General features: G+C 60.6%; 18 protein-coding genes and 1 tRNA gene. 15 read left to right on the top strand and 4 right to left on the bottom strand.

Annotation, left to right across the window (positions count from 1 at the left end):
* Positions 1-59 precede the first annotated feature (59 nt).
* The 9 genes from EGJ68_RS10680 to EGJ68_RS10640 all read left to right on the top strand — a co-directional run bounded on the left by EGJ68_RS10680 (position 60) and on the right by EGJ68_RS10640 (position 10,453).
* A tRNA-Leu gene (locus EGJ68_RS10680) sits at positions 60-144 on the top strand.
* An 87-nt stretch (positions 145-231) separates the two neighbouring features.
* On the top strand, positions 232-1,554 hold the full coding sequence (gene tig, locus EGJ68_RS10675; RefSeq protein ID WP_123034522.1) for a trigger factor: 1,323 nt from the start codon (positions 232-234) through the stop codon (positions 1,552-1,554).
* A 58-nt stretch (positions 1,555-1,612) separates the two neighbouring features.
* Positions 1,613-2,254 (top strand): ATP-dependent Clp endopeptidase proteolytic subunit ClpP, encoded by a 642-nt coding sequence (gene clpP, locus EGJ68_RS10670; RefSeq protein WP_123034521.1) that lies wholly within the window; start codon positions 1,613-1,615, stop codon positions 2,252-2,254.
* Between the two features lie 104 nt (positions 2,255-2,358).
* Positions 2,359-3,657, top strand: a complete 1,299-nt coding sequence (gene clpX / locus EGJ68_RS10665) for an ATP-dependent Clp protease ATP-binding subunit ClpX (RefSeq protein ID WP_027951018.1) — start codon at positions 2,359-2,361, stop codon at positions 3,655-3,657.
* A 130-nt stretch (positions 3,658-3,787) separates the two neighbouring features.
* The gene (gene lon, locus EGJ68_RS10660; RefSeq protein ID WP_123034520.1) at positions 3,788-6,199 is read left to right on the top strand and encodes an endopeptidase La; all 2,412 of its coding nucleotides are present in this window, start codon (positions 3,788-3,790) and stop codon (positions 6,197-6,199) included.
* A gap of 214 nt (positions 6,200-6,413) precedes the next feature.
* The gene (locus tag EGJ68_RS10655) at positions 6,414-6,689 is read left to right on the top strand and encodes an HU family DNA-binding protein (RefSeq protein ID WP_123034519.1); all 276 of its coding nucleotides are present in this window, start codon (positions 6,414-6,416) and stop codon (positions 6,687-6,689) included.
* A gap of 128 nt (positions 6,690-6,817) precedes the next feature.
* A complete protein-coding gene (locus tag EGJ68_RS10650) occupies positions 6,818-8,701 on the top strand; it encodes a SurA N-terminal domain-containing protein (RefSeq protein ID WP_123034518.1) in 1,884 nt (627 codons plus the stop codon).
* Between the two features lie 36 nt (positions 8,702-8,737).
* Entirely contained in the window at positions 8,738-9,913 is a 1,176-nt protein-coding gene (locus tag EGJ68_RS10645; protein WP_123034517.1) for a phosphoglycerate dehydrogenase, read from the top strand.
* Between the two features lie 18 nt (positions 9,914-9,931).
* Positions 9,932-10,453: a DUF1285 domain-containing protein gene (locus EGJ68_RS10640; protein WP_123034516.1), complete on the top strand. Its 522-nt coding sequence runs from the start codon at positions 9,932-9,934 to the stop codon at positions 10,451-10,453.
* Between the two features lie 32 nt (positions 10,454-10,485).
* Here EGJ68_RS10640 and EGJ68_RS10635 read toward each other — a convergent pair whose 3' ends face one another.
* A complete protein-coding gene (locus EGJ68_RS10635; protein ID WP_123034515.1) occupies positions 10,486-12,138 on the bottom strand; it encodes an electron transfer flavoprotein-ubiquinone oxidoreductase in 1,653 nt (550 codons plus the stop codon).
* Positions 12,139-12,432: 294 nt separating this feature from the next.
* Here EGJ68_RS10635 and EGJ68_RS10630 point away from each other — a divergent pair, with 294 nt between their 5' ends.
* Entirely contained in the window at positions 12,433-13,185 is a 753-nt protein-coding gene (locus tag EGJ68_RS10630) for an electron transfer flavoprotein subunit beta/FixA family protein (RefSeq protein ID WP_123034514.1), read from the top strand.
* On the top strand, positions 13,182-14,111 hold the full coding sequence (locus EGJ68_RS10625; protein ID WP_123034513.1) for an electron transfer flavoprotein subunit alpha/FixB family protein: 930 nt from the start codon (positions 13,182-13,184) through the stop codon (positions 14,109-14,111). Before EGJ68_RS10630 ends, EGJ68_RS10625 begins: the two co-directional genes overlap by 4 nt.
* 117 nt (positions 14,112-14,228) lie before the next feature.
* Here the strand turns inward: EGJ68_RS10625 and acnB are convergent, their stop codons facing one another.
* On the bottom strand, positions 14,229-16,844 hold the full coding sequence (acnB, locus tag EGJ68_RS10620; protein WP_123034512.1) for a bifunctional aconitate hydratase 2/2-methylisocitrate dehydratase: 2,616 nt from the start codon (positions 16,842-16,844) through the stop codon (positions 14,229-14,231).
* A 174-nt stretch (positions 16,845-17,018) separates the two neighbouring features.
* On the opposite strand from acnB, the gene EGJ68_RS10615 reads away from it, so the two are divergent.
* Both EGJ68_RS10615 and miaE read left to right on the top strand, forming a co-directional pair.
* Positions 17,019-17,474 (top strand): DUF1289 domain-containing protein, encoded by a 456-nt coding sequence (locus EGJ68_RS10615; protein WP_332888881.1) that lies wholly within the window; start codon positions 17,019-17,021, stop codon positions 17,472-17,474.
* Positions 17,471-18,088 (top strand): tRNA-(ms[2]io[6]A)-hydroxylase, encoded by a 618-nt coding sequence (gene miaE / locus EGJ68_RS10610; protein ID WP_123034510.1) that lies wholly within the window; start codon positions 17,471-17,473, stop codon positions 18,086-18,088. The genes EGJ68_RS10615 and miaE overlap by 4 nt, the downstream gene beginning before the upstream one ends.
* A gap of 32 nt (positions 18,089-18,120) precedes the next feature.
* Here miaE and EGJ68_RS10605 read toward each other — a convergent pair whose 3' ends face one another.
* Both EGJ68_RS10605 and EGJ68_RS10600 read right to left on the bottom strand, forming a co-directional pair.
* The gene (locus tag EGJ68_RS10605; protein ID WP_123034509.1) at positions 18,121-18,837 is read right to left on the bottom strand and encodes a UDP-2,3-diacylglucosamine diphosphatase; all 717 of its coding nucleotides are present in this window, start codon (positions 18,835-18,837) and stop codon (positions 18,121-18,123) included.
* Between the two features lie 18 nt (positions 18,838-18,855).
* Positions 18,856-19,353: a peptidylprolyl isomerase gene (locus EGJ68_RS10600; RefSeq protein ID WP_027951030.1), complete on the bottom strand. Its 498-nt coding sequence runs from the start codon at positions 19,351-19,353 to the stop codon at positions 18,856-18,858.
* 266 nt (positions 19,354-19,619) lie between these two features.
* Here EGJ68_RS10600 and EGJ68_RS10595 point away from each other — a divergent pair, with 266 nt between their 5' ends.
* Both EGJ68_RS10595 and cysS read left to right on the top strand, forming a co-directional pair.
* Positions 19,620-21,293 carry a glutamine--tRNA ligase/YqeY domain fusion protein gene (locus EGJ68_RS10595; RefSeq protein WP_123034508.1) on the top strand — a complete coding sequence of 558 codons (1,674 nt, stop codon included), beginning with the start codon at positions 19,620-19,622 and terminating at the stop codon, positions 21,291-21,293.
* Positions 21,290-22,666 carry a cysteine--tRNA ligase gene (gene cysS, locus EGJ68_RS10590; protein ID WP_123034507.1) on the top strand — a complete coding sequence of 459 codons (1,377 nt, stop codon included), beginning with the start codon at positions 21,290-21,292 and terminating at the stop codon, positions 22,664-22,666. The genes EGJ68_RS10595 and cysS overlap by 4 nt, the downstream gene beginning before the upstream one ends.
* The last annotated feature ends 12 nt before the right edge of the window (positions 22,667-22,678 follow it).

Genomic DNA, 22,678 nt, shown 5'->3' with positions numbered 1-22,678 from the left:
GCGTATTTGCAGGTTGATTTTCAGCACTGTAACGTCGCGCACTGGCGGTTTCCCGACACGCGGAAGTGGCGAAATTGGTATACGCGCTGGATTTAGGTTCCAGTGCCGCAAGGCGTGAGAGTTCGAGTCTCTCCTTCCGCACCAACTGACAGCGATCCTGGCCCGGGCCAGGGTCGTTCTGATGACGGGGCGCACCGGCGCCCACTACCGACTGGATTGTGAGGAATAAGCATGCAGGTGTCCATTGAAACGACTTCGGGCCTGGAGCGCCGTTTGACTGTCGGCGTACCCGCCGCCCAGGTTGACAGTGAGGTCGATTCGCGGCTGCAAAAAGCCGCCCAGAACGTGCGCCTGCCCGGCTTCCGGCCCGGCAAGGTGCCGATGAAAGTGATGCGTCAGCGCTATGGCGCTGGCGTTCGCCAGGAAGTCCTGGGCGAGGTCATGAGCCGTTCGTTCCAGGAGGCCGTGGTGCAGGAAAAACTGCGCCCCGCGGGCCAGCCCAGCATCGAGCCGCGCAGCCTCGAAGCCGGTCGCGATCTGGAATACGTGGCCACGTTTGAAGTGTTTCCCGAAGTTGAAGTCGTGTCCATGTCCGGCTTTGCCGTCACCCGCCCGGCTGCCGAAGTCACGGATGGCGATGTCGATAACATCATTGAGGTGTTCCGCAAGCAGCAGGGGGAGCGTCAATCCGTCGAGCGTGCTGCGGCCATGGGCGATATCGTCAATCTGGACTACACCGGCACACGGGATGGCGAAGCATTTGACGGTGGCAGCGCCGAGGGAACCGACCTTGAGCTCGGCTCCGGTCGCATGATTCCAGGATTTGAAGACGGCATTGTGGGCCTGGCCGCCGGCGACGAGAAAACCCTTGAGCTGTCGTTCCCCGAGGATTACCACAGCGAGGAGCTGCAGGGCGCTGCGGTACAGTTCGCGGTTAAGGTCAACGACGTGAAAGAGCTGGTGCTGGCACCGCTGGACGAGGAATTGTTCAAGCTTTATGGCGTGGAAGAGGGTGGTGAGGAACAATTTCGCAAGGAAGTGGCGGAAAATATGACCCGAGAGCTGAAAAACGCCGTAACTAGTCGTGTCAAACAGCAGGTCATGGATGCCGTGGTAGACGCACACAAGGGTTTGGAAGTGCCCAGGGCGCTGATTTCACAAGAGATACAGGCGCTGCGCAAGCAAATGTTCCAGCAGTTTGGTGGTGCGGCTCCTGAAGGTCTGGATCTGGACGCCCTGTTGCCTGACGACATGTTCCGTGACAACGCCGAGCGCCGCGTCAAGCTGGGTCTGTTGTTGTCCGAGATGATCAGCACGTTCGAACTCAAGGCTGACCCGGCGAAAGTGCGGGAAACCATTGAGGAACTGGCCGCCACCTACCAAGACGCGGAAGAGGTCATCAACTGGTATTATGGCAATCCGGAGCAGCTCTCCTCCGTCGAGTCCAAGGTGCTTGAGGACAGTGTGGTCGACAAGCTGTTGGAAGCGGCCGAGGTGACTGATGAGCCCTGCAGCTACCAGGAAGCCATTGCACAGGCTCAGAGCCAGCGCTGAGTACATTCAGGTGCCGTCGAGGCGGCGCCTTAATACTGACAACCGAGGAAACGATTGCATGTCGAATTTGCCGGACGGGCGTAACACGATGAATGTCAGCAACCTGGGCTTGATCCCGATGGTCGTGGAGCAAACGGCCCGCGGTGAGCGCTCCTACGACATCTACTCGCGTCTGCTCAAGGAGCGCGTGGTGTTTGTGGTAGGGCCGGTAGAGGACCACATGGCAAACCTGATCGTGGCCCAGCTGTTGTTCCTGGAGTCGGAAAACCCCGACAAAGACATTCACCTCTACATCAACTCCCCCGGCGGCTCGGTGACGGCGGGGCTGTCGATTTACGACACCATGCAGTTCATCAAGCCGGATGTGAGCACGATGTGTATCGGTCAGGCCGCCTCCATGGGGGCTTTCCTGCTCGCGGGTGGTGCCGCCGGCAAACGCTTCATCCTGCCGAATGCGCGCACCATGATTCACCAGCCTAGCGGCGGTGCCCAGGGGCAAGCCTCGGACATCGATATCCAGGCGCGTGAAATCCTTATTATCCGTCGCCGCCTGAACGAGTTGATGGCGGAGCATACCGGCCAGAGTCTTGAGACTATCGAGCGCGATACTGAGCGCGACCGCTTCATGAACGCCGAGCAAAGCAAGGAATACGGGCTGATTGACGAGGTAGTCAATCGTCGCGCGCCGGCTGCGTCATAACCTAACGCTGCCGGGCGCCCTGTCCGCGGGCTTGCAAATGGCGGGAAAAAACATCATCTTTGAATCAGATGAGATTGCAGAATTCATAGGCCACAGGGCAGAGCATGACTAAAGACACCACAAAATCAGGCGACGACGGCGGCAAGCTGCTGTACTGCTCATTTTGCGGCAAGAGCCAGCACGAAGTGCGCAAACTGATCGCTGGTCCCTCGGTGTTCATTTGCGATGAATGCGTCGATCTGTGTAACGACATCATCCGCGAAGAAGTGCAGGAAGGTAACAGCGAAGCAAAACGCGACCACCTGCCCACGCCACACGAAATCAAGACGATCCTGGACGAGTACGTGATCGGCCAGCAGCGCGCCAAGAAAGTGCTGTCGGTGGCGGTGTATAACCACTACAAGCGCCTGCGCCACAGTCAGGCCAGCAGCCGTGGTGAAGACGTGGAGTTGGGCAAGAGCAACATTCTGCTGGTGGGGCCAACCGGTAGCGGCAAGACGCTGCTGGCGGAAACCCTCGCCCGCTTGTTGGATGTGCCCTTTACCATTGCGGATGCGACGACGCTGACCGAAGCGGGCTATGTGGGTGAAGATGTCGAAAACATCATCCAGAAGCTGCTGCAGAAATGCGACTACGACGTCGAGAAAGCGCAGGTCGGCATTGTGTATATCGACGAAATCGACAAAATTTCGCGCAAGTCTGACAACCCCTCCATCACCCGGGACGTTTCGGGTGAGGGCGTGCAGCAGGCGCTGCTCAAGCTGATCGAGGGTACGGTAGCGTCAGTGCCGCCGCAGGGCGGACGCAAGCACCCGCAACAGGAGTTTCTGCAGGTCGACACGTCGAACATCCTGTTCATCTGCGGCGGTGCCTTCGCGGGTCTGGACAAGGTGATTCGCAACCGGTCCGAAAAGGGTGGCATCGGCTTCAATGCCGAGGTCAAGAGCAAGGACGAGCGCCGCAACGTCGGTGAGCTGTTGTTCGACCTTGAGCCTGAGGACCTGGTGCAATACGGCCTGATTCCCGAGTTTGTCGGCCGCCTGCCGGTGATTGCAACGCTTGAAGAGCTCGATGTGCCCGCTCTGGTGCAGATCCTGACCGAGCCGCGCAACTCACTGACCAAACAGTACAGCAAGCTGTTTGAAATGGAGGGCGTCGAGGTTGACTTCCGTGAAGACGGCCTGCGGGCCGTGGCGGAACGGGCCATGGAGCGCAAGACAGGTGCTCGCGGCCTGCGCTCCATTCTCGAAGGCGTACTGCTCGACTCCATGTACAACATTCCCTCGCGGAGCGATGTCAGCAAGGTGGTTATCGACGAATCGGTGATTCGCGGTGACTCCGAGCCACTGCTGGTATACCAGAACCACGAGCCAGCAGCGCGAGCGGCGTCCAAGGACGAGTAGCGGCGGAGCCGCAAGGCTCCGGCTGCCGGGCCCCGGCCCGGCAGGCGCAAAGTGCGCCGGGGCCTTGTGTTCCGGCTGCACCGCCCCCATCTACAGGTCAGCTGTGACCATTCACAACCCGGAGATTTGTATGGGTTCCTCCTCGGTAATTGATCTTCCCCTGCTGCCGCTGCGCGATGTCGTGGTATACCCGCACATGGTGTTGCCGCTGTTTGTTGGCCGGGAAAAGTCCGTTGAAGCGCTGGAAGATGCCATGGCTGGCAGCAAGCAGGTGTTGCTCGTTGCGCAGCGCAATGCGGCCGATGACAACCCCGGCGTGGACGACATCTACCAGGTGGGCACCGTGTCCAACATCCTGCAGCTGCTCAAGTTGCCCGACGGCACGATCAAGGTGCTGGTGGAAGGCAGCTACCGTGCGGTGATCGACAACGTGGACGACGAAGGTCGCTTCACGGTGGCCGGTGTGCGCGAAGTCGAAAGCGATGACGTGCCTGATGATGAGGCCGAGGGTCTGCTGCGCTCTACCGTCAGCCAGTTTGAAAAGTATGTGAATCTCAGCAAGAAAGTGCCTGCCGAGGTGCTTACCTCGCTGTCGGGCATCGACGAACCGGGCCGTCTTGCGGATACCATTGCCGCGCATATGAGTGTGGATCTGCAGGAAAAACAGTCCATTCTTGAAATTGCTGACATCCGGGCCCGGCTTGAGCACCTCATGGGGCTGATGGAGGCGGAGATCGACCTGTTCCAGGTGGAAAAACGCATCCGCGGTCGCGTCAAGAAGCAGATGGAGAAGAGCCAGCGCGAGTACTACCTCAACGAGCAGATGAAGGCGATCCAGAAAGAGCTGGGTGACCTTGATGAGGCCCCCAGCGAGCTGGACGACCTGCAGGCACGGATCGAGGATGCGCGCATGCCTGATGAAGCGCGCACGAAAGCGGTGGCCGAGCTGAACAAGCTCAAGATGATGTCGCCGATGTCTGCCGAAGCTTCGGTGGTGCGCAGCTATATTGACTGGATGGTGAGTGTGCCCTGGTCGCGCCGCAGCAAGGTGAAGCACGATCTGAAGCGCGCCTCCGGCATTCTCAACGAAGACCATTTCGGTCTTGAAGAAGTGAAAGAGCGCATACTGGAATATCTCGCCGTACAGAAGCGTGTGCGCAAGGTGAAGGGCCCGGTGCTGTGCCTGGTTGGTCCTCCCGGGGTGGGCAAGACCTCGCTCGGCGAGTCGCTGGCGCGTGCCACCAACCGCAAATTCGTGCGCATGGCGCTGGGCGGCGTTCGTGACGAGGCGGAAATTCGGGGCCACCGGCGCACCTATATTGGTTCCATGCCGGGCAAGCTGCTGCAGAAGATGGCCAAGGCAGGGGTGCGCAATCCGCTGTTCCTGCTCGATGAAATCGACAAGATGGGTATGGACCACCGCGGCGACCCTGCGTCCGCGATGCTGGAAGTGCTGGATCCGGAGCAGAATCACGCCTTCAACGACCACTACCTGGAAGTCGATTACGACCTCTCGGATGTGATGTTCGTGTGTACCTCCAACACCATGAACATTCCCGGTCCGTTGCTGGATCGCATGGAAGTCATTCGCATTCCCGGCTATACGGAAGACGAAAAAGTCAGCATTGCGGCCAAATATCTGATACCGAAGCAAATACGGCAGAACGGCCTGGGCAAGGACGAGATCACCATCGGTGAAGACACGGTGATCGACATCATCCGCTACTACAGCCGCGAAGCGGGCGTGCGGGCGCTGGAGCGGGAAGTCGCGAAGATCTGCCGCAAGATGGTCAAGCGCATTGCACTGGAAGAAGACAGTGTGTCGGCAGAGGTCACTCCTGACATGCTCCCGGACCTGCTGGGCGTGCGCAAATTCAACTACGGCATTGCCGAGGAACAGAACAAGGTAGGGCAGGTGACAGGTCTCGCCTGGACATCTGTGGGTGGAGAGTTGCTGACGATCGAGGCGGCATCGGTGGCGGGCAAGGGTCGCTATGTCAAAACGGGCTCGCTCGGCGACGTGATGCAGGAGTCGATTCAGGCGGCGACCACCGTCGTGCGCAGCCGGTCACAGGTGCTCGGTATACCGGCTTCCTGGCACGACAAGCACGACGTGCATATACATGTGCCCGAAGGGGCTACGCCCAAGGATGGCCCGAGTGCCGGCGTGGCCATGTGCACTGCGCTGGTTTCCATCAGCACCGGCATCGCAGTGCGCGCGGACGTGGCGATGACGGGAGAGATTACCCTGCGCGGTGAAGTGCTGCCCATTGGAGGTTTGAAGGAAAAACTCCTTGCGGCGCGTCGCGGTGGCATCAAGACGGTGATCATACCCAGGGAAAACGAGCGCGACCTCAAGGAAGTGCCCGAGAACATCAAGCAGGATCTGCAGATCCGGCCCGTGAAGTGGATTGATGAGGTGTTGGCGATTGCGCTTGAGCGCGTGCCGGAGCCACTCTCGGATGAAGAGTACCTCGCACCCGCGCCCGGAAGCAGCCAAGACAGCGAGCAGGGCGAGAAAAATCGGATAAATACGCATTGAGAGCGGGGTGTTGGTTGACCGCCAACTCGGCTCTGGTATACAGTCAGCCACCTGAATCCAGTGCGCTTCCTCCCGGTTTTGGCACCGAGAGGTGCTCGCCAGTGAGTAGCTGGAATCACTTTCAGGTGCTCGCCTGCTGCATCATGAATTGCCCGCATTTCGTTGCGGATGAGAACATCATACTTTAGTCAGATAACACTCCAAGGGGATACCTGTGAATAAAACCGAACTCATTGACGCCATTGCTGCTGCCGCCGACCTGCCGAAAGCTTCTGCCGGCCGTGCTCTGGACGCCGTGGTAGACAGCATTACGGAAGCCCTGAAAAAAGGCGATCAGGTAACGCTGGTAGGTTTCGGCACCTTTGCCGTGAAAGCGCGTGCTGCCCGCGAAGGCCGCAACCCGCAGACCGGCCAGACCATCCAGATCAAGGCCTCCAATGTGCCCGGCTTCAAGCCCGGCAAGGCACTCAAGGACGCCGTCAACGGCTGACTTGCAGTAACCGGCGGGTCTGGCGTTCGCTCGCGCAGCGCTCATCACCCCGTCTGTGTGCCGGTAACGGTTCAGGGAAAAGCGCACTCATGAGTGCGCTTTTTTGTTGATAAGGAACGGAAGACACCATGCTTCAGGACATCCGCAAGACTACTCAGGGAACAGCCGCCAAGGTTGTTATCGGGTTGATCGTCATCTCCTTCGCACTTTTTGGCATTGAATCGATTCTGCTGGGCGGTGGCGGTGGTGCCGTCGCCGAGGTCAATGGCGAAGCCGTCACGCCGATGGAGTTGCAGCAGGCGGTGGATACACAGCGGCGTCAGTTGATCGCCATGATGGGTGACAATCTCGATCCGGCCATGCTCGACGACCAGCGGATCAGTGCCCAGGCTCTCGAGGGCATTGTCTCGCGCAAGCTGCTAATGCAATCGGCTCACGACATGGGCCTGACGGTCTCTGAAGCGGAGCTCGGCGCCGTTATCGCGGGGATGGAGCAATTCCAGCTCGACGGCAACTTCTCGCCCGAGATGTACAAAAGCCTGCTGGCATCAGCCGGCTTTACCCCGGCGTCCTTCAAGAGCGCGTTGCGCGATGACCTTATTCTCGGTCAGGTACGTGCCGGCCTGGCCGGTAGTGATTTTGCCACGCCCGCCGAGCTCGCCCTGACCGCACGGGTTGTCGCCGAGCAGCGTGATGTGCGCTATCTCACTTTGCCCCTCGCGCCGTATCTCGACGCCGTTGAAGTCAGCGAGGAGGACCTCGAGACGTTTTACCGTGAGAATGAAGCCAGCTTCATGACACCGGAGTCTGTGGTGCTGGATTATGTCGAGTTGACGCTGGACGATTTCCGCGAACCGGTGGAAGAGGCCGCGATTGAGGAGGAGTACCGTATCCAGCTGGACAGCTACCAGTATCAGACGGAGAACCGGGTCTCGCATATTCTCCTGCAGCGCGGTAGTGATGAGTCGGAGGCGGACTTCGCCGCGCGTATCGCCACCGTGCAGGATGAACTCGCCGCCGGCAAGTCGTTTGCCGATGTGGCCGCAGAGCGCTCGGATGACGTGGGTTCAGCCGGTAATGGTGGTGACCTCGGGTTTTCCGCCGGTGATGCCTTCCCGCCGGAGATGGAGGAGGCCGTGGCCGCGCTTGAGGTGGACACAGTGTCCGCGCCGGTCGAAACCGATGCCGGTACGCACATTCTCATGGTCACGGAGCGCCGCGATTCAGAAGCGCCCAGCCTGGCGGAGCTGCGTCCCGAGCTTGAATCCGGTCTGCAGGAGCGTGAAGCCCGCGTCGCGCTGTTGCTTGCGGTGGAAGAGTTGCGCGACATCGCGTTCACCGCGGATAGCCTGCGTACACCGGCCCAGGAGTTGGGGCTTGAGGTGCTGCGTACCGAACCGATGACGCGTGAGCAGAGAGACGGCCCTCTCGCCGAGCCTTCCGTATTGCGTGCAGCCTTCTCTGAAGACGTGCTGGAGCTGGGGCACAACAGCGAGGTATTGGAGCTGGGCGGTGACCGCTTCGTTGCGGTACACGTGCATGAGCACAACAAGCCGACGCTGGAGCCGCTGGATGCGGTGAGGGATGAGATCGTCCGCAGCATTACCCGGGAACGGGCGCGCGAGGCACTGGAGAGCGCCGCCGCCGAGGCTGTGGCTGAACTCGCCGCAGGTGAGCAGAGCATTGAGGCGCTGGCGGCACGCGAGAGTGTGGAATGGCAGGTAGAGCTGGGCGCCCAGCGCGACAGCCGCGTGCTGCCGCCGGCGGTGCTGCAGCGCGCGTTCAGCCTGCCAGCTCCGGGCGACGACAACCCTGTTGCCGACTACGCGATCGATGCCTCCGGGGATGCCCGCATCCTGCAGCTGGTGCGCGTGCAGGCAGGAGCCCTGGCCAGCCTCGACGCCGAGCAACAACGTGGCCTGCGGCAGCGCATTGGCAGTGAGTTCGGTGCGCTGTTGCAGGTTGAACACGAGCAGGGCCTGCGTGCCGCAGCTGACATCTCTGTGCTCTGACGCACGCTGACAGACAACAAGGAAACCCGTTTCATCATGGCCCGACGTATTCTCACGCTTAACCAGATTTCCCTGAAAGGCCTTGAGCGCCTGCCCCGTGACGCCTACGAAATTGCCAGCGAGTTTGCGCATCCCGATGCCATCCTGCTGCGCAGCCACAAGCTGCAGGCCGAGGATATCGCCGACACCGTGCTTGCCATCGCCCGCGCGGGCGCCGGCGTGAACAACATTCCGGTGGCAGACTGTACCCGGCGTGGTATCCCGGTATTCAATTCGCCCGGCGCCAACGCCAATGCGGTGAAGGAGCTGGTAGCGGCGGGCCTGCTGCTGGGCTCACGGGGTGTGGTGGAAGGCCTGGAATACGTGTCCGGCCTCGCCAGCATCACGGACCCGGCGGAACTCAACAAGACGCTGGAAGCCAACAAGAAGCACTTCAAGGGCAACGAACTGCGCGGTAAAACGCTGGGCGTGGTGGGCCTGGGTGCCATTGGCTCGCTGGTGGCTGACATGGCGTTGACGCTGGGTATGGATGTCATCGGCTACGACCCGGCCCTGTCGGTAGATGCTGCCTGGCGCCTGTCCAGTCAGGTGCGCAAGGCCGACTCGCTGTCGGCGCTGTTTTCCCGCAGCGACTATGTGAGCCTGCATTTGCCGGCGCTGGAGTCCACGCGCGGGCTGATCAATGCCGAGTTGTTTGCCGTGATGCCCGAACAGGCCTGCCTGCTCAACTTTGCCCGGCAGGAGATTGTCGACGAAGCTGCGTTGCTCGAGGCCCTCGACCAGGGCCGCCTGCGCAAGTACATCGCCGACTTTCCGAGCCCGGCCCTGATTGGTCGCAAGAATGCCGTGCTGATGCCACACATCGGTGCCAGCACCGACGAGGCGGAAGACAACTGCGCCATCATGGCGGCGGACCAGCTGCGCGACTTCCTCGAAAACGGCAACATCCGCAACGCCGTCAACTTCCCCACGCTGCAACTGGAGCGGGCAGGGGGTTGCCGTTTGGCGGTGACCAACACCAACGTTCCCAAAATTCTGGGCAGCGTATTGTCCATTCTGGCGGAGCTGAATATCAACGTGGTGGATATGCTCAACAAGAGCCGCGACGATATCGCCTATAATCTTATCGATATGGACATCTGTCCGGCTGAATCCAGTCTGGCGTCCATGCGTGCGCTGGAAGGCGTTGTCAACGTCAGGGTGATTCCCTGACTTCACTGCGGGGGCACAATGACAGATTCACTTGATGCACTGGCGGGCAACGTGCCCGCCGCGGCTAAAACGTCAGGGCCGCCACTCGAGCAATGGCACCCGCCGCTCTCCGGCGATATCGATATCCGCATCGCGGCGGATGGCAGCTGGTACCACGAGGGCGGAAGAATCAGGCGCGAGCCCCTGGTCGCGCTGTTTGCCAGCATTCTGCGTCGGGAAGAAGACGGTGAGTACTACCTGGTCACGCCGGTAGAGAAATGGCGCATTCAGGTAGAACTGCATCCCCTGGTGGTGACCGAAATCAATCGCCGCGATGACACGCTGTACGCCAAACTCAACACCGGCCGCGAGGTCGCCGTGAACGCGGAACAGGCCCTGTTTCTCGAGCCGTCTGTAGGTGACGTGGCGGCTGTTCGTCTGGCCCACGGGCTCAGTGCCGTGCTGACACGGGCTGCCTGGTATCGTCTGGTGGACTCCGCGCAAGAGCGTGAGGGGCGGCTGCAGGTCTGCAGCGCTGGCGTGTGGTTCCCGCTACAGTAGTTGCAAGCTACCGATAGCGGGAACGCGCCGGGTCACATATTGGGGTAGGTCGGACCGCCGAAGCCTTCCGGCGTTACCCACACGATATTCTGTGACGGGTCCTTGATATCACAGGTTTTGCAATGCACACAGTTCTGTGCGTTGATCTGGAAGCGCTGCCCCTGCGCATCCTCCACCACTTCGTAGACACCGGCCGGGCAATACCGCTGTGCCGGCTCGTTGTATAGCGGCAGGTTTTTTTCCAGTGGTATGTTCGGGTCGATCAGCGTCAGATGGCAGGGCTGATCTTCCTCGTGGTTAGTGTTCGACAGGAACACCGAGGACAGTCGATCGAAGGTGATCTTGTTGTCCGGCTTGGGGTAGTCGGGTTTCTTGCAGTCCTTGGCCGGCTTCATGGTGGCGTAGTCGGGCACCGAGTCATTCAGGGTGAAGGGCAGTTTGCCGCCGAACAGGGTCTGGTCGACCCACACCATGGCCGAACCGATCATGAAGCCGAATTTGTGCATGAAGCCGCTGAAGTTGCGGGTGGTGTAAAGCTCTTCGTGCAGCCACGAACCACGGACCTTGTCCGCATACGTGGCGAGATCTGCAGGTGCGGACTCACCCTGTAGCAGCGCCTCGACCACGGCCTCAGCCGCGAGCATGCCGCTTTTCATTGCGGTGTGGTTGCCCTTGATCTTTACTGCATTCAGGGTGCCGGCGTCGCAACCGATAAGCAGTCCACCGGGGAAATGCATGGTCGGCAGGGAGTTGTAGCCGCCTTTGGTAATTGCACGGGCGCCATAGCTGATGCGTGAGCCACCCTGGATGTATTTCAACGTCTCAGGGTGTTGTTTCCAGCGCTGGAACTCTTCGAACGGGCTCAGGTGCGGATTGCTGTAGTTCAGGTCGGTGATCAAGCCGAGATAAACCTGGTTGTTTTCTGCGTGGTAGAGAAAGGCACCGCCGCTGGCGCCGTTTTCCTGCAGCGGCCAACCCAGACCGTGTACCACCAGCCCCTCTTCATGTTGCTCGGCGGGAATCTCCCAGATTTCCTTGATGCCGATACCGTAGTGCTGTGGGTCCTTGCCTTCATCCAGGCCGAAACGGCTGATCAGCTGTTTGCCCAGGTGGCCACGGCAGCCTTCGGCGAACAGCGTGTAGCGGGCGTGCAGCTCCATGCCGGGCGTATAGCTGTCCTTTTTCTCGCCATCCGCGCCTATCCCCATATCGCCAGTGGCAATGCCCTTGACCCGGCCATCGTCGTGGTACAACACCTCGGCAGCGGCGAACCCCGGGTAGACCTCTACGCCCAGGTTCTCCGCCTGCTCTGCCAGCCAGCGGCAGACGTTGCCCATGGACACAATGAAGTTGCCTTCGTTGTGTGTTGGCTTGGGAATCAGGAAGTTGGGCAGCTTGATGGCTTTCTTGGCGCCCGTGTAAAAGAAGAAGTTGTCGTGCGTGACCGCGGTATTCAGCGGTGCACCCATGGTGGCCCAGTCGGGAAACAGCTCCGCGAGCGCCCGTGGTTCGAACACGGCACCGGACAGGATGTGCGCCCCCACTTCGGAACCTTTCTCGACGACGCAAACCGTGACTTCCCGTTCCTGCGCCTGGGCCAGCTGCATGATGCGACAGGCGGCAGACAAGCCCGCGGGCCCCGCGCCAACAATCACTACATCAAATTCCATTGATTCACGTTCCACGGTAGGCTCCTCTGATCGTGCGGGGGTCTGATTGGCTGCTTGTGGCCGCTTCGTGTAAAAGCGAAAGTCAGCCCAAAAAAGCTGCGCAAGTATATAATTTCTAAAGGTTAAAAGCCAGAAGGCCGGGGATGGTCTGTGCTCTGCTTCTGTCCAGCACCACACGCCTGGACGCGCTGAAACACTCTTGACCTCCACACCCTTTGGCGGCAACATAGCGGCCCGAGTACAGGCCGGTGCCTTGATTCACGCGCCACAGCCCATTCAAACCCACCCGAAACTAGCGTTGGAAATCCTATGAAGGTTCTTGTTGCCGTTAAGCGCGTCGTTGACTATAACGTCAAAGTCCGTGCCAAGGGCGATGGCAGTGACGTTGACCTGAACAACGTCAAAATGGCCATCAACCCGTTCTGTGAAATCGCCGTAGAAGAGGCGGTAAGATTGAAGGAAGCCGGAGTTGCGACCGAGGTGATTGCCGTTTCCGTGGGCGAAAAGCCCTGTCAGGAGCAAATCCGTACCGCACTTGCTCTGGGCGCTGACCGCGGCATCCATGTAGAAGCCGAAGGCCGTATTGAACCGCTGGTGATCGCCAAGCTCCTCAAGGGCGTGGTGGAGAAAGAGCAGCCCCAGCTGGTGATTCTGGGCAAACAGTCCATCGACGGCGACAACAACCAGACCGGCCAGATGCTGGGTGCGTTGACCAATATGCCGCAGGGTACTTTTGCCTCTGAAATCAAGGTGGAAGGCGATAAACTTAATGTAGTTCGTGAGGTGGATGGAGGCCTGCAGACTATCAGCCTCAGCCTGCCGGCTATCGTCACCACCGACCTGCGCCTGAACGAACCGCGCTATGCGTCGCTGCCGAATATCATGAAGGCGAAGAAGAAGCAGCTGGACGTGTACAGCCCCGCTGACCTCGGCGTGGAAGTCACCAGCCATATTACGTTGGTGCGGGTAGAACCGCCGGCAGAGCGCCAGGCAGGTATCAAGGTTGAAGATGTGGCACAGCTGGTGGATAAATTGAAAAACGAGGCGAAGGTGATCTCATGAGTACACTCGTTATTGCAGAACACGACAACGGTAGCCTGAAGCCGGCAACCCTGAATGCTGTCACCGCCGCCCAGGCGCTGGGCGCGGATATTGATATCCTCGTCGCCGGCGCCGGCTGTGCTGCGGCAGGCGACGAAGCGGCAAAAATTGCCGGGATCGGCAAAGTGCTGGTCGCCGATAACGCCGCCTACGAGCACCAGCTGGCGGAGAACGTCAGCCTGTTGATCGCAGAAGTGGCCGCCGCGTACGACAACGTTGTTGCACCCGCCACCACCAACGGCAAGAACATCATGCCCCGCGTTGCGGCGCTGCTGGATGTTGCGCAGATATCTGATGTTACCGCCGTAGAGTCAGCGGATACCTTCAAGCGGCCCATCTATGCGGGTAACGTGATTGCCACCGTGCAGTCCAGCGATGCACGCAAGGTCATTACCGTGCGCACCACCGCGTTCGATGCGGCTGCCGCCGAGGGCGGTTCGGCCACGGTAGAAGCGGTGTCCGCCGTGCATGATGCCGGTCTGTCCAGCTTCGTGGGCGAAGAAGTGGCGGTGTCTGACCGTCCTGAACTGACTGCAGCACCGGTGGTTATCTCTGGCGGCCGCGGCATGCAGAACGGCGACAACTTCAAGCTGCTCGAAGGTATTGCCGACAAGCTCGGGGCCGCCATCGGTGCCTCGCGCGCCGCGGTGGACGCCGGTTTCGTGCCCAACGACATGCAGGTAGGTCAAACGGGTAAAATCGTTGCTCCGGACCTGTATATTGCCGTGGGTATCTCCGGTGCCATTCAGCACCTGGCAGGCATGAAAGACTCGAAAGTCATTGTCGCCATCAATAAGGACGAAGACGCGCCGATCTTCCAGGTGGCGGATTACGGCCTGGTTGCCGACCTGTTCGACGCCTTGCCCCAGTTGGAGTCTGCGCTCTGAGCCAGACGTCTTCGTAGCAGGGTGTCCTGCAGTGACAAAAAAGCCGGCTTCAAGCCGGCTTTTTTGTGTGCCGCCATCCGGCCCACCGTAGTGGGCCGTGGCGGTGTTGGCCTGAACTCAGGCCGTGACGGTATCGATTTGCACCGCCGAAATGCGCTTGCCTTCTTCCGCGCTTTTCTGGAACTCGATGATCTGGTCGAAGTTCATGTAGCGATAGATCTCGGACGACATCGCGTCCAGCTGGCTGGCGTACTCAAGGTACTCCTCAGGCGTTGGCAGTTTGCCGAGAATCGCACCGACCGCCGCGAGCTCGGCCGACGTCAGGTAGACGTTGGCGCCATCTCCCAGACGGTTGGGGAAGTTACGCGTGGAGGTTGAAAGCACCGTACTGTTAGGCGCTACCCGTGCCTGGTTACCCATGCAGAGTGAGCAGCCGGGCATTTCGGTGCGCGCGCCGGCGCGACCGAAGATGTTGTAGTAGCCTTCCTCCATCAGCAAATGTTCGTCCATCCGTGTCGGTGGTGAAACCCACATACGCGTGGTGATACTGCCCTTGTGCTGGTCCAGCAGTTTACCGGCGGCGCGGAAGTGGCCGATGTTGGTCATGCAGCTACCGATGAATACCTCGTCAACCTTGTCGCCGGCCACTGCAGACAGCAGACGGGCGTCGTCGGGGTCGTTCGGGGCGCAGACGATAGGCTCACGCACCTCTGCCAGGTCGATCTCGATGACGGCGGCGTATTCCGCATCGGCATCGGCGGTCATCAGGCTCGGGTTGGCCAGCCACTCTTCCATTTTCACCGCGCGGCGTTCCAGGGTGCGGCTGTCGCCGTAGCCTTCGGCGATCATGGAACGCAACAGCACCACGTTGGAGCGCAGGTATTCGGCAATGGTGTCTTCGTCCAGGGCGATGGTACAGCCGGCCGCAGAGCGTTCTGCAGAGGCGTCAGAAAGTTCGAACGCCTGCTCGACGGTGAGGCCTTTAAGGCCTTCAATTTCCAGAATACGCCCGGAGAAAATGTTCTTCTTGCCTTTCTTCTCAACGGTCAGCAGGCCTTGCTGGATCCCGTAGTAGGGAATGGCGTGCACCAGGTCGCGCAGGGTGATGCCCGGCTGCATCTCGCCTTTGAAGCGCACCAGGACGGATTCCGGCATATCCAGCGGCATCACGCCGGTGGCGGCGGCGAAGGCCACCAGCCCGGAACCTGCCGGGAAGGAAATGCCCATCGGGAAACGGGTGTGGCTGTCGCCACCAGTGCCTACCGTGTCGGGCAGCAGCATGCGGTTCAGCCAGCTGTGGATAATGCCGTCCCCGGGACGCAGGGAAACACCGCCGCGGGTCATGATGAAGTCGGGCAGGCTGTGCTGGGTGTCGATGTCCACAGGCTTCGGGTAGGCCGCCGTGTGGCAGAAAGACTGCATGACCAGGTCGGTGGAGAAGCCGAGGCAAGCGAGGTCTTTCAGCTCATCGCGGGTCATGGGGCCGGTGGTGTCCTGCGACCCCACTGTGGTCATGCGCGGCTCGCAGTATGTGCCGGGGCGGATACCGTCCATGCCGCAGGCCTTGCCGACCATTTTCTGCGCCAGGGTAAAGCCCTTGCTGCTGTCGGCGGGCTGCTCGGGGCGGCGGAACAGGTCGGTGGGGGGCAGGCCGAGTGATTCCCGCGCCCGCGCCGTGAGGCCGCGACCAATAATCAGGTTGATGCGGCCGCCAGCGCGCACTTCGTCGAGCAACACCTCGGACTTGAGGGCAAACTCGGACAGCACCGCGCCGCTTTCCGAAAGAATCTTGCCATCGTAGGGGCGTACTTCAATCACGTCACCCATGTTCAGGTCGTCTACGGGCGCTTCGAACACCAGCGCACCGGCATCTTCCATGGTGTTGTAGAAAATGGGGGCAACCTTGCCGCCGATGCAGATGCCGCCGCCGCGCTTGTTGGGCACGCCGGGCATGTCTTCACCGAAAAACCAGAGCACGGAGTTGGTCGCCGATTTGCGCGATGAGCCGGTGCCGACCACGTCGCCGACAAAGGCCACTGGCAGGCCCTTGTCCTGCAGCTCTGCAATTTGCGTCATGGGACCGGTGACACCGTGTTCTTCCGGTGTGAGGCCGTCGCGGGTCATCTTGTACATGGCCAGTGCATGCAGGGGAATGTCGGGGCGGGACCAGGCATCGGGGGCCGGGGAGAGGTCATCGGTGTTGGTTTCACCGGTTACCTTGAATACGGACACCTTGATGGATTCCGGCACCGCGGGGCGGTTGGTGAACCACTCGCCGGCGGCCCAGGCTTCCATAACGTCCTTGGCGTGCGCGTTGCCCGCCCTGGCCAGTTCTTCCACATCGTGGAAGGCATCGAACACCAGCAGGGTGTGCTTGAGCTCGGTGGCAGCCAGTGCGCTCAGTTTGTCATCCTTCAGCAACCCGACCAGCGCCTCGATGTTGTAGCCACCGTGCATGTTGCCCAGCAGGACCACCGCGGCTTCCGCGTCAATCAGCGGGCTGCTTGCTTCACCCTGTACCAGGGCTGTGAGAAAGCCGGCCTTGACGTAAGCCGCTTCATCCACACCCGGTGGCACGCGGTGTGTAATCAGGTCGAGAATGAAGGCCTCTTCGCCCGCCGGTGGGTTCTTCAGGAGTTCAACCAGCGCGGCGACCTGTTCGGCGCTCAGGGGCTTGGGCGGGATATTCAGGGCGGCCCTTTCGGCCACGTGATCGCGATAGGCGTCTAGCACGGTGAAACTCCTTGTTACGATGGCGGGGAGGTGTAATTCGCCGCAGGAGTATATCCCAGCGCCTGTTTAAGATAAATAAATCAAACGCTTATACCGTGCATTCAGCAGGCTGATGACGTACACTTTTGAACTGTTGTCAGCCCGCCCAATTTCCCGATTATGCTCAAACCAGCCGTGAAGACCCCCTGTATTGGCGTCTGCTCTACGGGTATCGGTGATGCCGTATGCCGCGGTTGCAAGCGGTTCAGCCATGAGGTTATTCACTGGAACAGTTACACGGCGGAGCAGAAGCGCGTCATCGACGCGCGCCTCTCAGGCTTCCTGTCGCAATGCGTCAGCAACACCCTGGCGGTGCGGGACAAACCCCTGCTGGCCTGGCAGCTGCAGGTCCAGCAGTTGCGGTTTAACCCGGAGCACGATGAATACTGCTGGGTATTCAGCCTGTTGAAGGCAGGGGCGGGGCAGATTGAGCGCCCCGCTGATTTCGGGTTCGAGGTGCACGCCAGTCATGCGCGCCTGACTCTCGCTGAATTGCGCGATACGATCGATCGCGAGTTCTACATTCTCTCGGAAGCGCACTACGAGCGGTATATGCGCACGCCCGACCTGTTTGGTGGTTTGCCCTCATGACCGACACTTTACTGGCGCCGGTATTGGCGTTTTTGCCTTGCGCCACGCCGCAGGCCTGGGTGCAGTGGGCGCTCGAGCATCCGCACACGCTGTTGGTGGATCATGCCAACTGTGAGAAGAAAGCGGCCTCGACAGCGCTGAACCTCATGTACCGCTATGTGGAGCACCCCAGGCTGTTGCAGAAGCTATCGCGACTCGCGCGCGAGGAGCTGCGCCACTTTGAGCAGGTGTTCGCCATTATGCAGCGACGCAACATAGCGTATCCGCAGCTTTCTGCATCGCGCTATGCCGCGGGTCTGCGTGCGCAGGTGCGCGCTAACGAGCCAGGCAGACTGGTCGATACCTTGCTGGTGGGTGCCTTGATTGAGGCGCGCTCCTGTGAACGGTTTGCTGCGCTGATTCCACACCTCGACAGTGAACTGGCGGAGTTTTATCGCTCGCTGCTGAAGTCGGAGGCGCGCCACTTCGAGGACTACCTGGCATTGGCGGGGGGGCTGGCTACGGCGGAAGCGATTGCTGAGCGGCTGGACGAGCTGAAGGATGTAGAAGCTGCGCTGATCACCGGCGTTGATCGGGAGTTTCGTTTTCACAGTGGCGTGCCGGCGGCGGCCTAAACCTTGATTTTGGGCGAGGTTTTTTCTTTAACCTATTGTTTTATATCAAAACTATGCAGGCTACAGCCTTCGGAGGTGGCCTTTACGTACCAGCCTTTCTGCTCCCAGTCGCCCAGCACCCAGCGCACACCGGCGGCATGCTCATGGCGGGCCGGGCGATGGGTGTGACCATGCACCATGCACTGGACTTCATGGTCCAGGAAGGCGCGTTCCACCTCGCTGGGGGTCACGTCCATGATGTCTTCCGCCTTGTTGCTGTTGGCTTCGCGACTGCGGTTGCGCAACTCGCGCGCCAGCGCGCGCCGCTCATCCAGGCTGCGTGACAGCAGTTCGTTTTGCCAGGCAGCGGAGCGGGTCGTCTTGCGAAAAGCCTGGTATTCGGTATCCCGCGTGCACAGGCTGTCGCCGTGCAGGAGCAGGGTGGGTGTGCCATAGAGGTTGACGACCCTGGGGTCGCGCAGCAGCTTGCCGCCCACGGCTTTGCAGAAGTCCCGCCCCAGTAAAAAGTCCCGGTTGCCCGGCAGCAGGTACAGTTTGGGCCCGGCCGCGGTGAAGCGGTGCAGCATCTCGGCCACTTCCCGTGCGAGGGGCGAATCGTCGTCATCACCGATCCACACCTCGAACAGATCCCCGAGAATATAGAGCGCGTCACAATCCTGGTGGTCCAGCAGGAATCTCCGCAGGGCCCGCACCGTTGCCGGGCGGGTGGATTCCAGGTGGAGATCGGAAATCAGGTAGGTGGCGCTCACAGTTGCGGGCCCTGTGGGTCAGCCTTCGACGATCTCGACGGTTTCGATGATAACCGGGTCTACCGGTACATCCTGGTGACCGGCGCGGCTCGTGGTGGGCAGCACGCGGATCTTGTTCAGCACCTCTTCACCGCCAGTGACCTTGCCGAAGACCGCGTAACCCCAGCCCTGCATGTTCTTGCCGCTGTGGTTGAGAAAGTCGTTGTCTTTGACATTGATGAAGAACTGCGTGGTGGCCGAGTGCGGGTCCATGGTGCGCGCCATGGCGATGGTGCCGAAGTCATTCTTCAGGCCATTGTCGGCTTCGTTCTCGATGGGCTCACCGGCGGGCTTCTGGCGCATTTCGGTGTCAAAGCCGCCCCCCTGGATCATGAAATTGTCGATGACACGGTGAAAAATAGTGCCATCGTAAGAGCCCGCACGCGCGTGTTGGAGGAAATTGGCCACGGTGATGGGGGCCTTGTCTGCGTCCAGGGTCAGGGTGATGTCGCCAAAGGTTGTTTTAATGATAACCATTGCAGATACGCCGCCTTGTTGGGGAGTCGAACAACTCCATTGAAAAAAGAGAGCGCAATGATACGGACTTTTGCCTGACTGTAAAACACGCGGTGTGTGTTTGGCATTACCTCACATTTCGCGGCGACCGATTTGCAGTTTGCCGCCGGGCGCGGACGATTTGCCGGGCCTTCAGTCCCTGATGATCCGTGCGCTCTACCCGAGTATAGCTGTAAGCGGCGCACGTCTGGGGCTATAATGCGCCGCTTTTGGGAATCAAAGGCTCCATGGACACCAAGCCCGGCAACAACTTCCTCCAGACGGTCATTGCTGACGACCTCGCCGCAGGTCGCGTACAGAGCGTGGTAACGCGCTTTCCCCCCGAGCCCAACGGCTATCTGCATGTCGGCCACGCCAAATCCATTTGCCTGAATTTCGGTCTCGCGGAGCGTTTTGGTGGCCGCTGCCATCTGCGATTCGATGACACCAACCCGGAGAAGGAAAGCCAGGCGTTCATTGATGCCATCCAGGAGGATGTGCTCTGGCTGGGCTACCAGTGGGCGGGTGACGTGCGTTTCGCATCCACCTATTTCCAGCAGTTTTACGACTGGGCCGTCCATCTCGTCAGCAATGGCGATGCCTATGTCTGCGACCTCAATGCCGAGCAGGCTCGCGAATATCGGGGCACGCTGACCGAGCCGGGGCGCAATAGCCCCTGCCGTAGCCGTTCGGTGGAAGAAAACCTCGACCTGTTGCAGCGCATGCGCGACGGTGAGTTTGAGGAAGGCAGCCGGGTGCTGCGCGCGCGCATCGACATGGCGTCGCCGAACATGAACCTGCGTGACCCCATTCTCTACCGCATTCGCAAGGTGCCCCATCACCAGACCGGCGACAACTGGGTTATCTACCCCACCTACGACTTTGCCCACGGCCAGGAGGATGCAATCGAAGGCGTCACGCATTCCATTTGCACGCTGGAGTTCGAGGATCATCGTCCGCTCTACGAGTGGCTGCTGGAACACCTGCCGGTGCCATCGCGGCCGCGCCAGTACGAATTCGGTCGCCTCAACCTGAACTACACCGTCACCAGCAAGCGCAAACTGAAGGCGCTGGTGGATGAGGGGATTGTCAGCGGCTGGGATGACCCCCGTATGCCCACCATTGCCGGTATGCGCCGGCGCGGCTTCACGCCTGCATCCATTCGCACCTTTTGCGACATGATCGGCGTGACCCGCAGCGACGGCGTGGTCGACGTGGCGATGCTGGAGCACGCGATTCGCGACGACCTGAACACCAACTCGCCGCGCGCCATGTGCGTGCTGAATCCGCTCAAGGTGATCCTCACCGACCTGCCAGAAACACACCGGGAGATGATAACGGCGCCCTGTCACCCGAGCCGGGAAGACCTCGGTAGCCGCACGCTGCCTTTCACCCGCGAGGTCTACATCGATGTGGACGATTTCCGCGAGGAGGCCAACAAGAAATACAAACGGCTGGTACTGGGCAAGCGGGTGCGTTTGCGCAATGCCTATGTTATCGAGGCGACGGATGTGGTGAAGGATGACAGCGGCGCCATTGTTGCCGTGCATGCACATACCGTCCCTGACACGCTGGGCAATGACCCGGCCGATGGCATCAAACCCAAGGGCGTCATTCACTGGGTCTCTGCCAGCGAAGGGCGTCGCGCCACCGTGCGCCTCTATGACCGGCTGTTCACCCATGAGGCGCCGGATCGGGGCGACAACGCCTACCTGGAACTGCTGAACCCCGACTCCCTGCATACGGTGGAGGGCGCCTGGATTGAGCCCAGCCTTGCCGAGGCATCGCCTGAGCAGGGTTTTCAGTTCGAGCGGGAAGGGTACTTTGTGGCCGATCGCCATGACCACACGACGGCCAACCCTGTGTTCAACCGCACCATCGGGCTGCGCGATACCTGGGCTACAGCAGGAGGCGATGCATGAGTATTACGCTTTACAACACGTTGAGCGCCCGCAAGGAGCCCTTCGTGCCACTAGAGCAAGACCGCGTCACCCTGTACGTGTGTGGCCCCACGGTGTACAACCTGGCGCACATCGGCAACGCGCGGCCGGTGGTGGTGTTTGATGTCCTGTTTCGCCTGTTGCAAACACAGTACGCGGAGGTGGTTTACGCGCGCAACATTACCGATGTGGACGACAAGATCATTACCGCGGCCCGCGACAGGGGCTGCAGCATTGATGACATTACCGCCGAGTTCACCGCAAAATACCGCGAGGATATGGCGGCGCTAAATGCACTGCCGCCCACCCTGGAGCCTCATGCCACCCACAATATCGACGGCATGATTGCCCTGACACAGACGCTGCTGGAAAAAGGCCATGCCTACGTCAGCGAAGGGCACGTGTTGTTTGCCGTGGAGTCCATGCCGGACTACGGCCGGCTTTCGGGTCGTTCACTGGATGACATGCTGGCGGGTGCCCGTGTGGAGGTGGCCGACTACAAGCGTCATCCGGGCGATTTTGTGTTGTGGAAGCCAGCGGTGGCCGAGGACCCCGGCTGGGACAGCCCCTGGGGCCGAGGGCGCCCGGGTTGGCACCTGGAATGTTCGGCGATGATTCGCGCGCACCTGGGCGAGACCATCGATATCCACGGCGGCGGCCGGGATCTCATCTTCCCCCATCACGAAAACGAAATTGCCCAGAGTCGGTGTGCCCACGGTGGCGATTATGTGCGTTACTGGATGCACAATGCCTATTTGGATATCGACGGCGAGAAGATGTCCAAGTCACTGGGTAACTTTCGCAGTGTGCGTGAATTGCTGCAGCACTACCGTGGCGAAGTCCTGCGCTTCGCCCTGCTGTCGGCCCACTACCGGTCGCCGCTGAATTTCAGCACCGACCTGCTGGCGCAGGCCGAGGCAAACCTGGGGAGTTTCTATACCGCCCTGCGGGGCGTGGAAAGCCTTCCGGACAGCGCCCCTGTGGACTTGCCAGCCGAGCCGTTCTACCAGGCGCTGGAGGATGACCTCAATACACCGCTAGCCATTGCCGAGCTGCATGCGTTGGCCAAGCAGCTGCATAAGGCAGACGACGCTGACAAGCCACGGCTGAAAGCGCGGCTGCTGGCGGCAGGCAAGCTGCTGGGCATACTGCAACAACCACCCGCGGCATGGCTGCAGGGTGGCGCGGCAGCAGGGGAGATGACGCCGGAGGCAATCGACGCGCTGATAGCAGAGCGCCAGGCAGCCAAACAGGCGCGGGATTTCGCCCGCGCCGATGCGATCCGCCAGCAGCTGCTGGATGCCGGTGTGGAACTCGAAGACGGCCGTGAGGGAACGCTCTGGCGCAGGGCCTGAGAGCTCCCGTGT

Origin of the sequence: Haliea alexandrii, assembly GCF_003719295.1 — a bacterium.
Lineage (GTDB): Bacteria > Pseudomonadota > Gammaproteobacteria > Pseudomonadales > Halieaceae > Haliea > Haliea alexandrii.
This window is presented reverse-complemented; position numbering and strand designations above follow the sequence as displayed.

Excerpts from the sequence above, each read along its gene's own strand:
- EGJ68_RS10625 (WP_123034513.1), top strand. The coding sequence starts at position 13,182 with ATGAGTACACTCGTTATTGCAGAACACGACAACGGTAGCCTGAAGCCG.
- clpX (WP_027951018.1), top strand. The coding sequence starts at position 2,359 with ATGACTAAAGACACCACAAAATCAGGCGACGACGGCGGCAAGCTGCTG.
- clpP (WP_123034521.1), top strand. The coding sequence starts at position 1,613 with ATGTCGAATTTGCCGGACGGGCGTAACACGATGAATGTCAGCAACCTG.
- EGJ68_RS10600 (WP_027951030.1), bottom strand. The coding sequence starts at position 19,353 with ATGGTTATCATTAAAACAACCTTTGGCGACATCACCCTGACCCTGGAC.
- EGJ68_RS10645 (WP_123034517.1), top strand. The coding sequence starts at position 8,738 with ATGGCCCGACGTATTCTCACGCTTAACCAGATTTCCCTGAAAGGCCTT.
- lon (WP_123034520.1), top strand. The coding sequence starts at position 3,788 with ATGGGTTCCTCCTCGGTAATTGATCTTCCCCTGCTGCCGCTGCGCGAT.
- miaE (WP_123034510.1), top strand. The coding sequence starts at position 17,471 with ATGACCGACACTTTACTGGCGCCGGTATTGGCGTTTTTGCCTTGCGCC.
- cysS (WP_123034507.1), top strand. The coding sequence starts at position 21,290 with ATGAGTATTACGCTTTACAACACGTTGAGCGCCCGCAAGGAGCCCTTC.
- EGJ68_RS10650 (WP_123034518.1), top strand. The coding sequence starts at position 6,818 with ATGCTTCAGGACATCCGCAAGACTACTCAGGGAACAGCCGCCAAGGTT.
- EGJ68_RS10595 (WP_123034508.1), top strand. The coding sequence starts at position 19,620 with ATGGACACCAAGCCCGGCAACAACTTCCTCCAGACGGTCATTGCTGAC.
- EGJ68_RS10630 (WP_123034514.1), top strand. The coding sequence starts at position 12,433 with ATGAAGGTTCTTGTTGCCGTTAAGCGCGTCGTTGACTATAACGTCAAA.
- EGJ68_RS10640 (WP_123034516.1), top strand. The coding sequence starts at position 9,932 with ATGACAGATTCACTTGATGCACTGGCGGGCAACGTGCCCGCCGCGGCT.
- tig (WP_123034522.1), top strand. The coding sequence starts at position 232 with ATGCAGGTGTCCATTGAAACGACTTCGGGCCTGGAGCGCCGTTTGACT.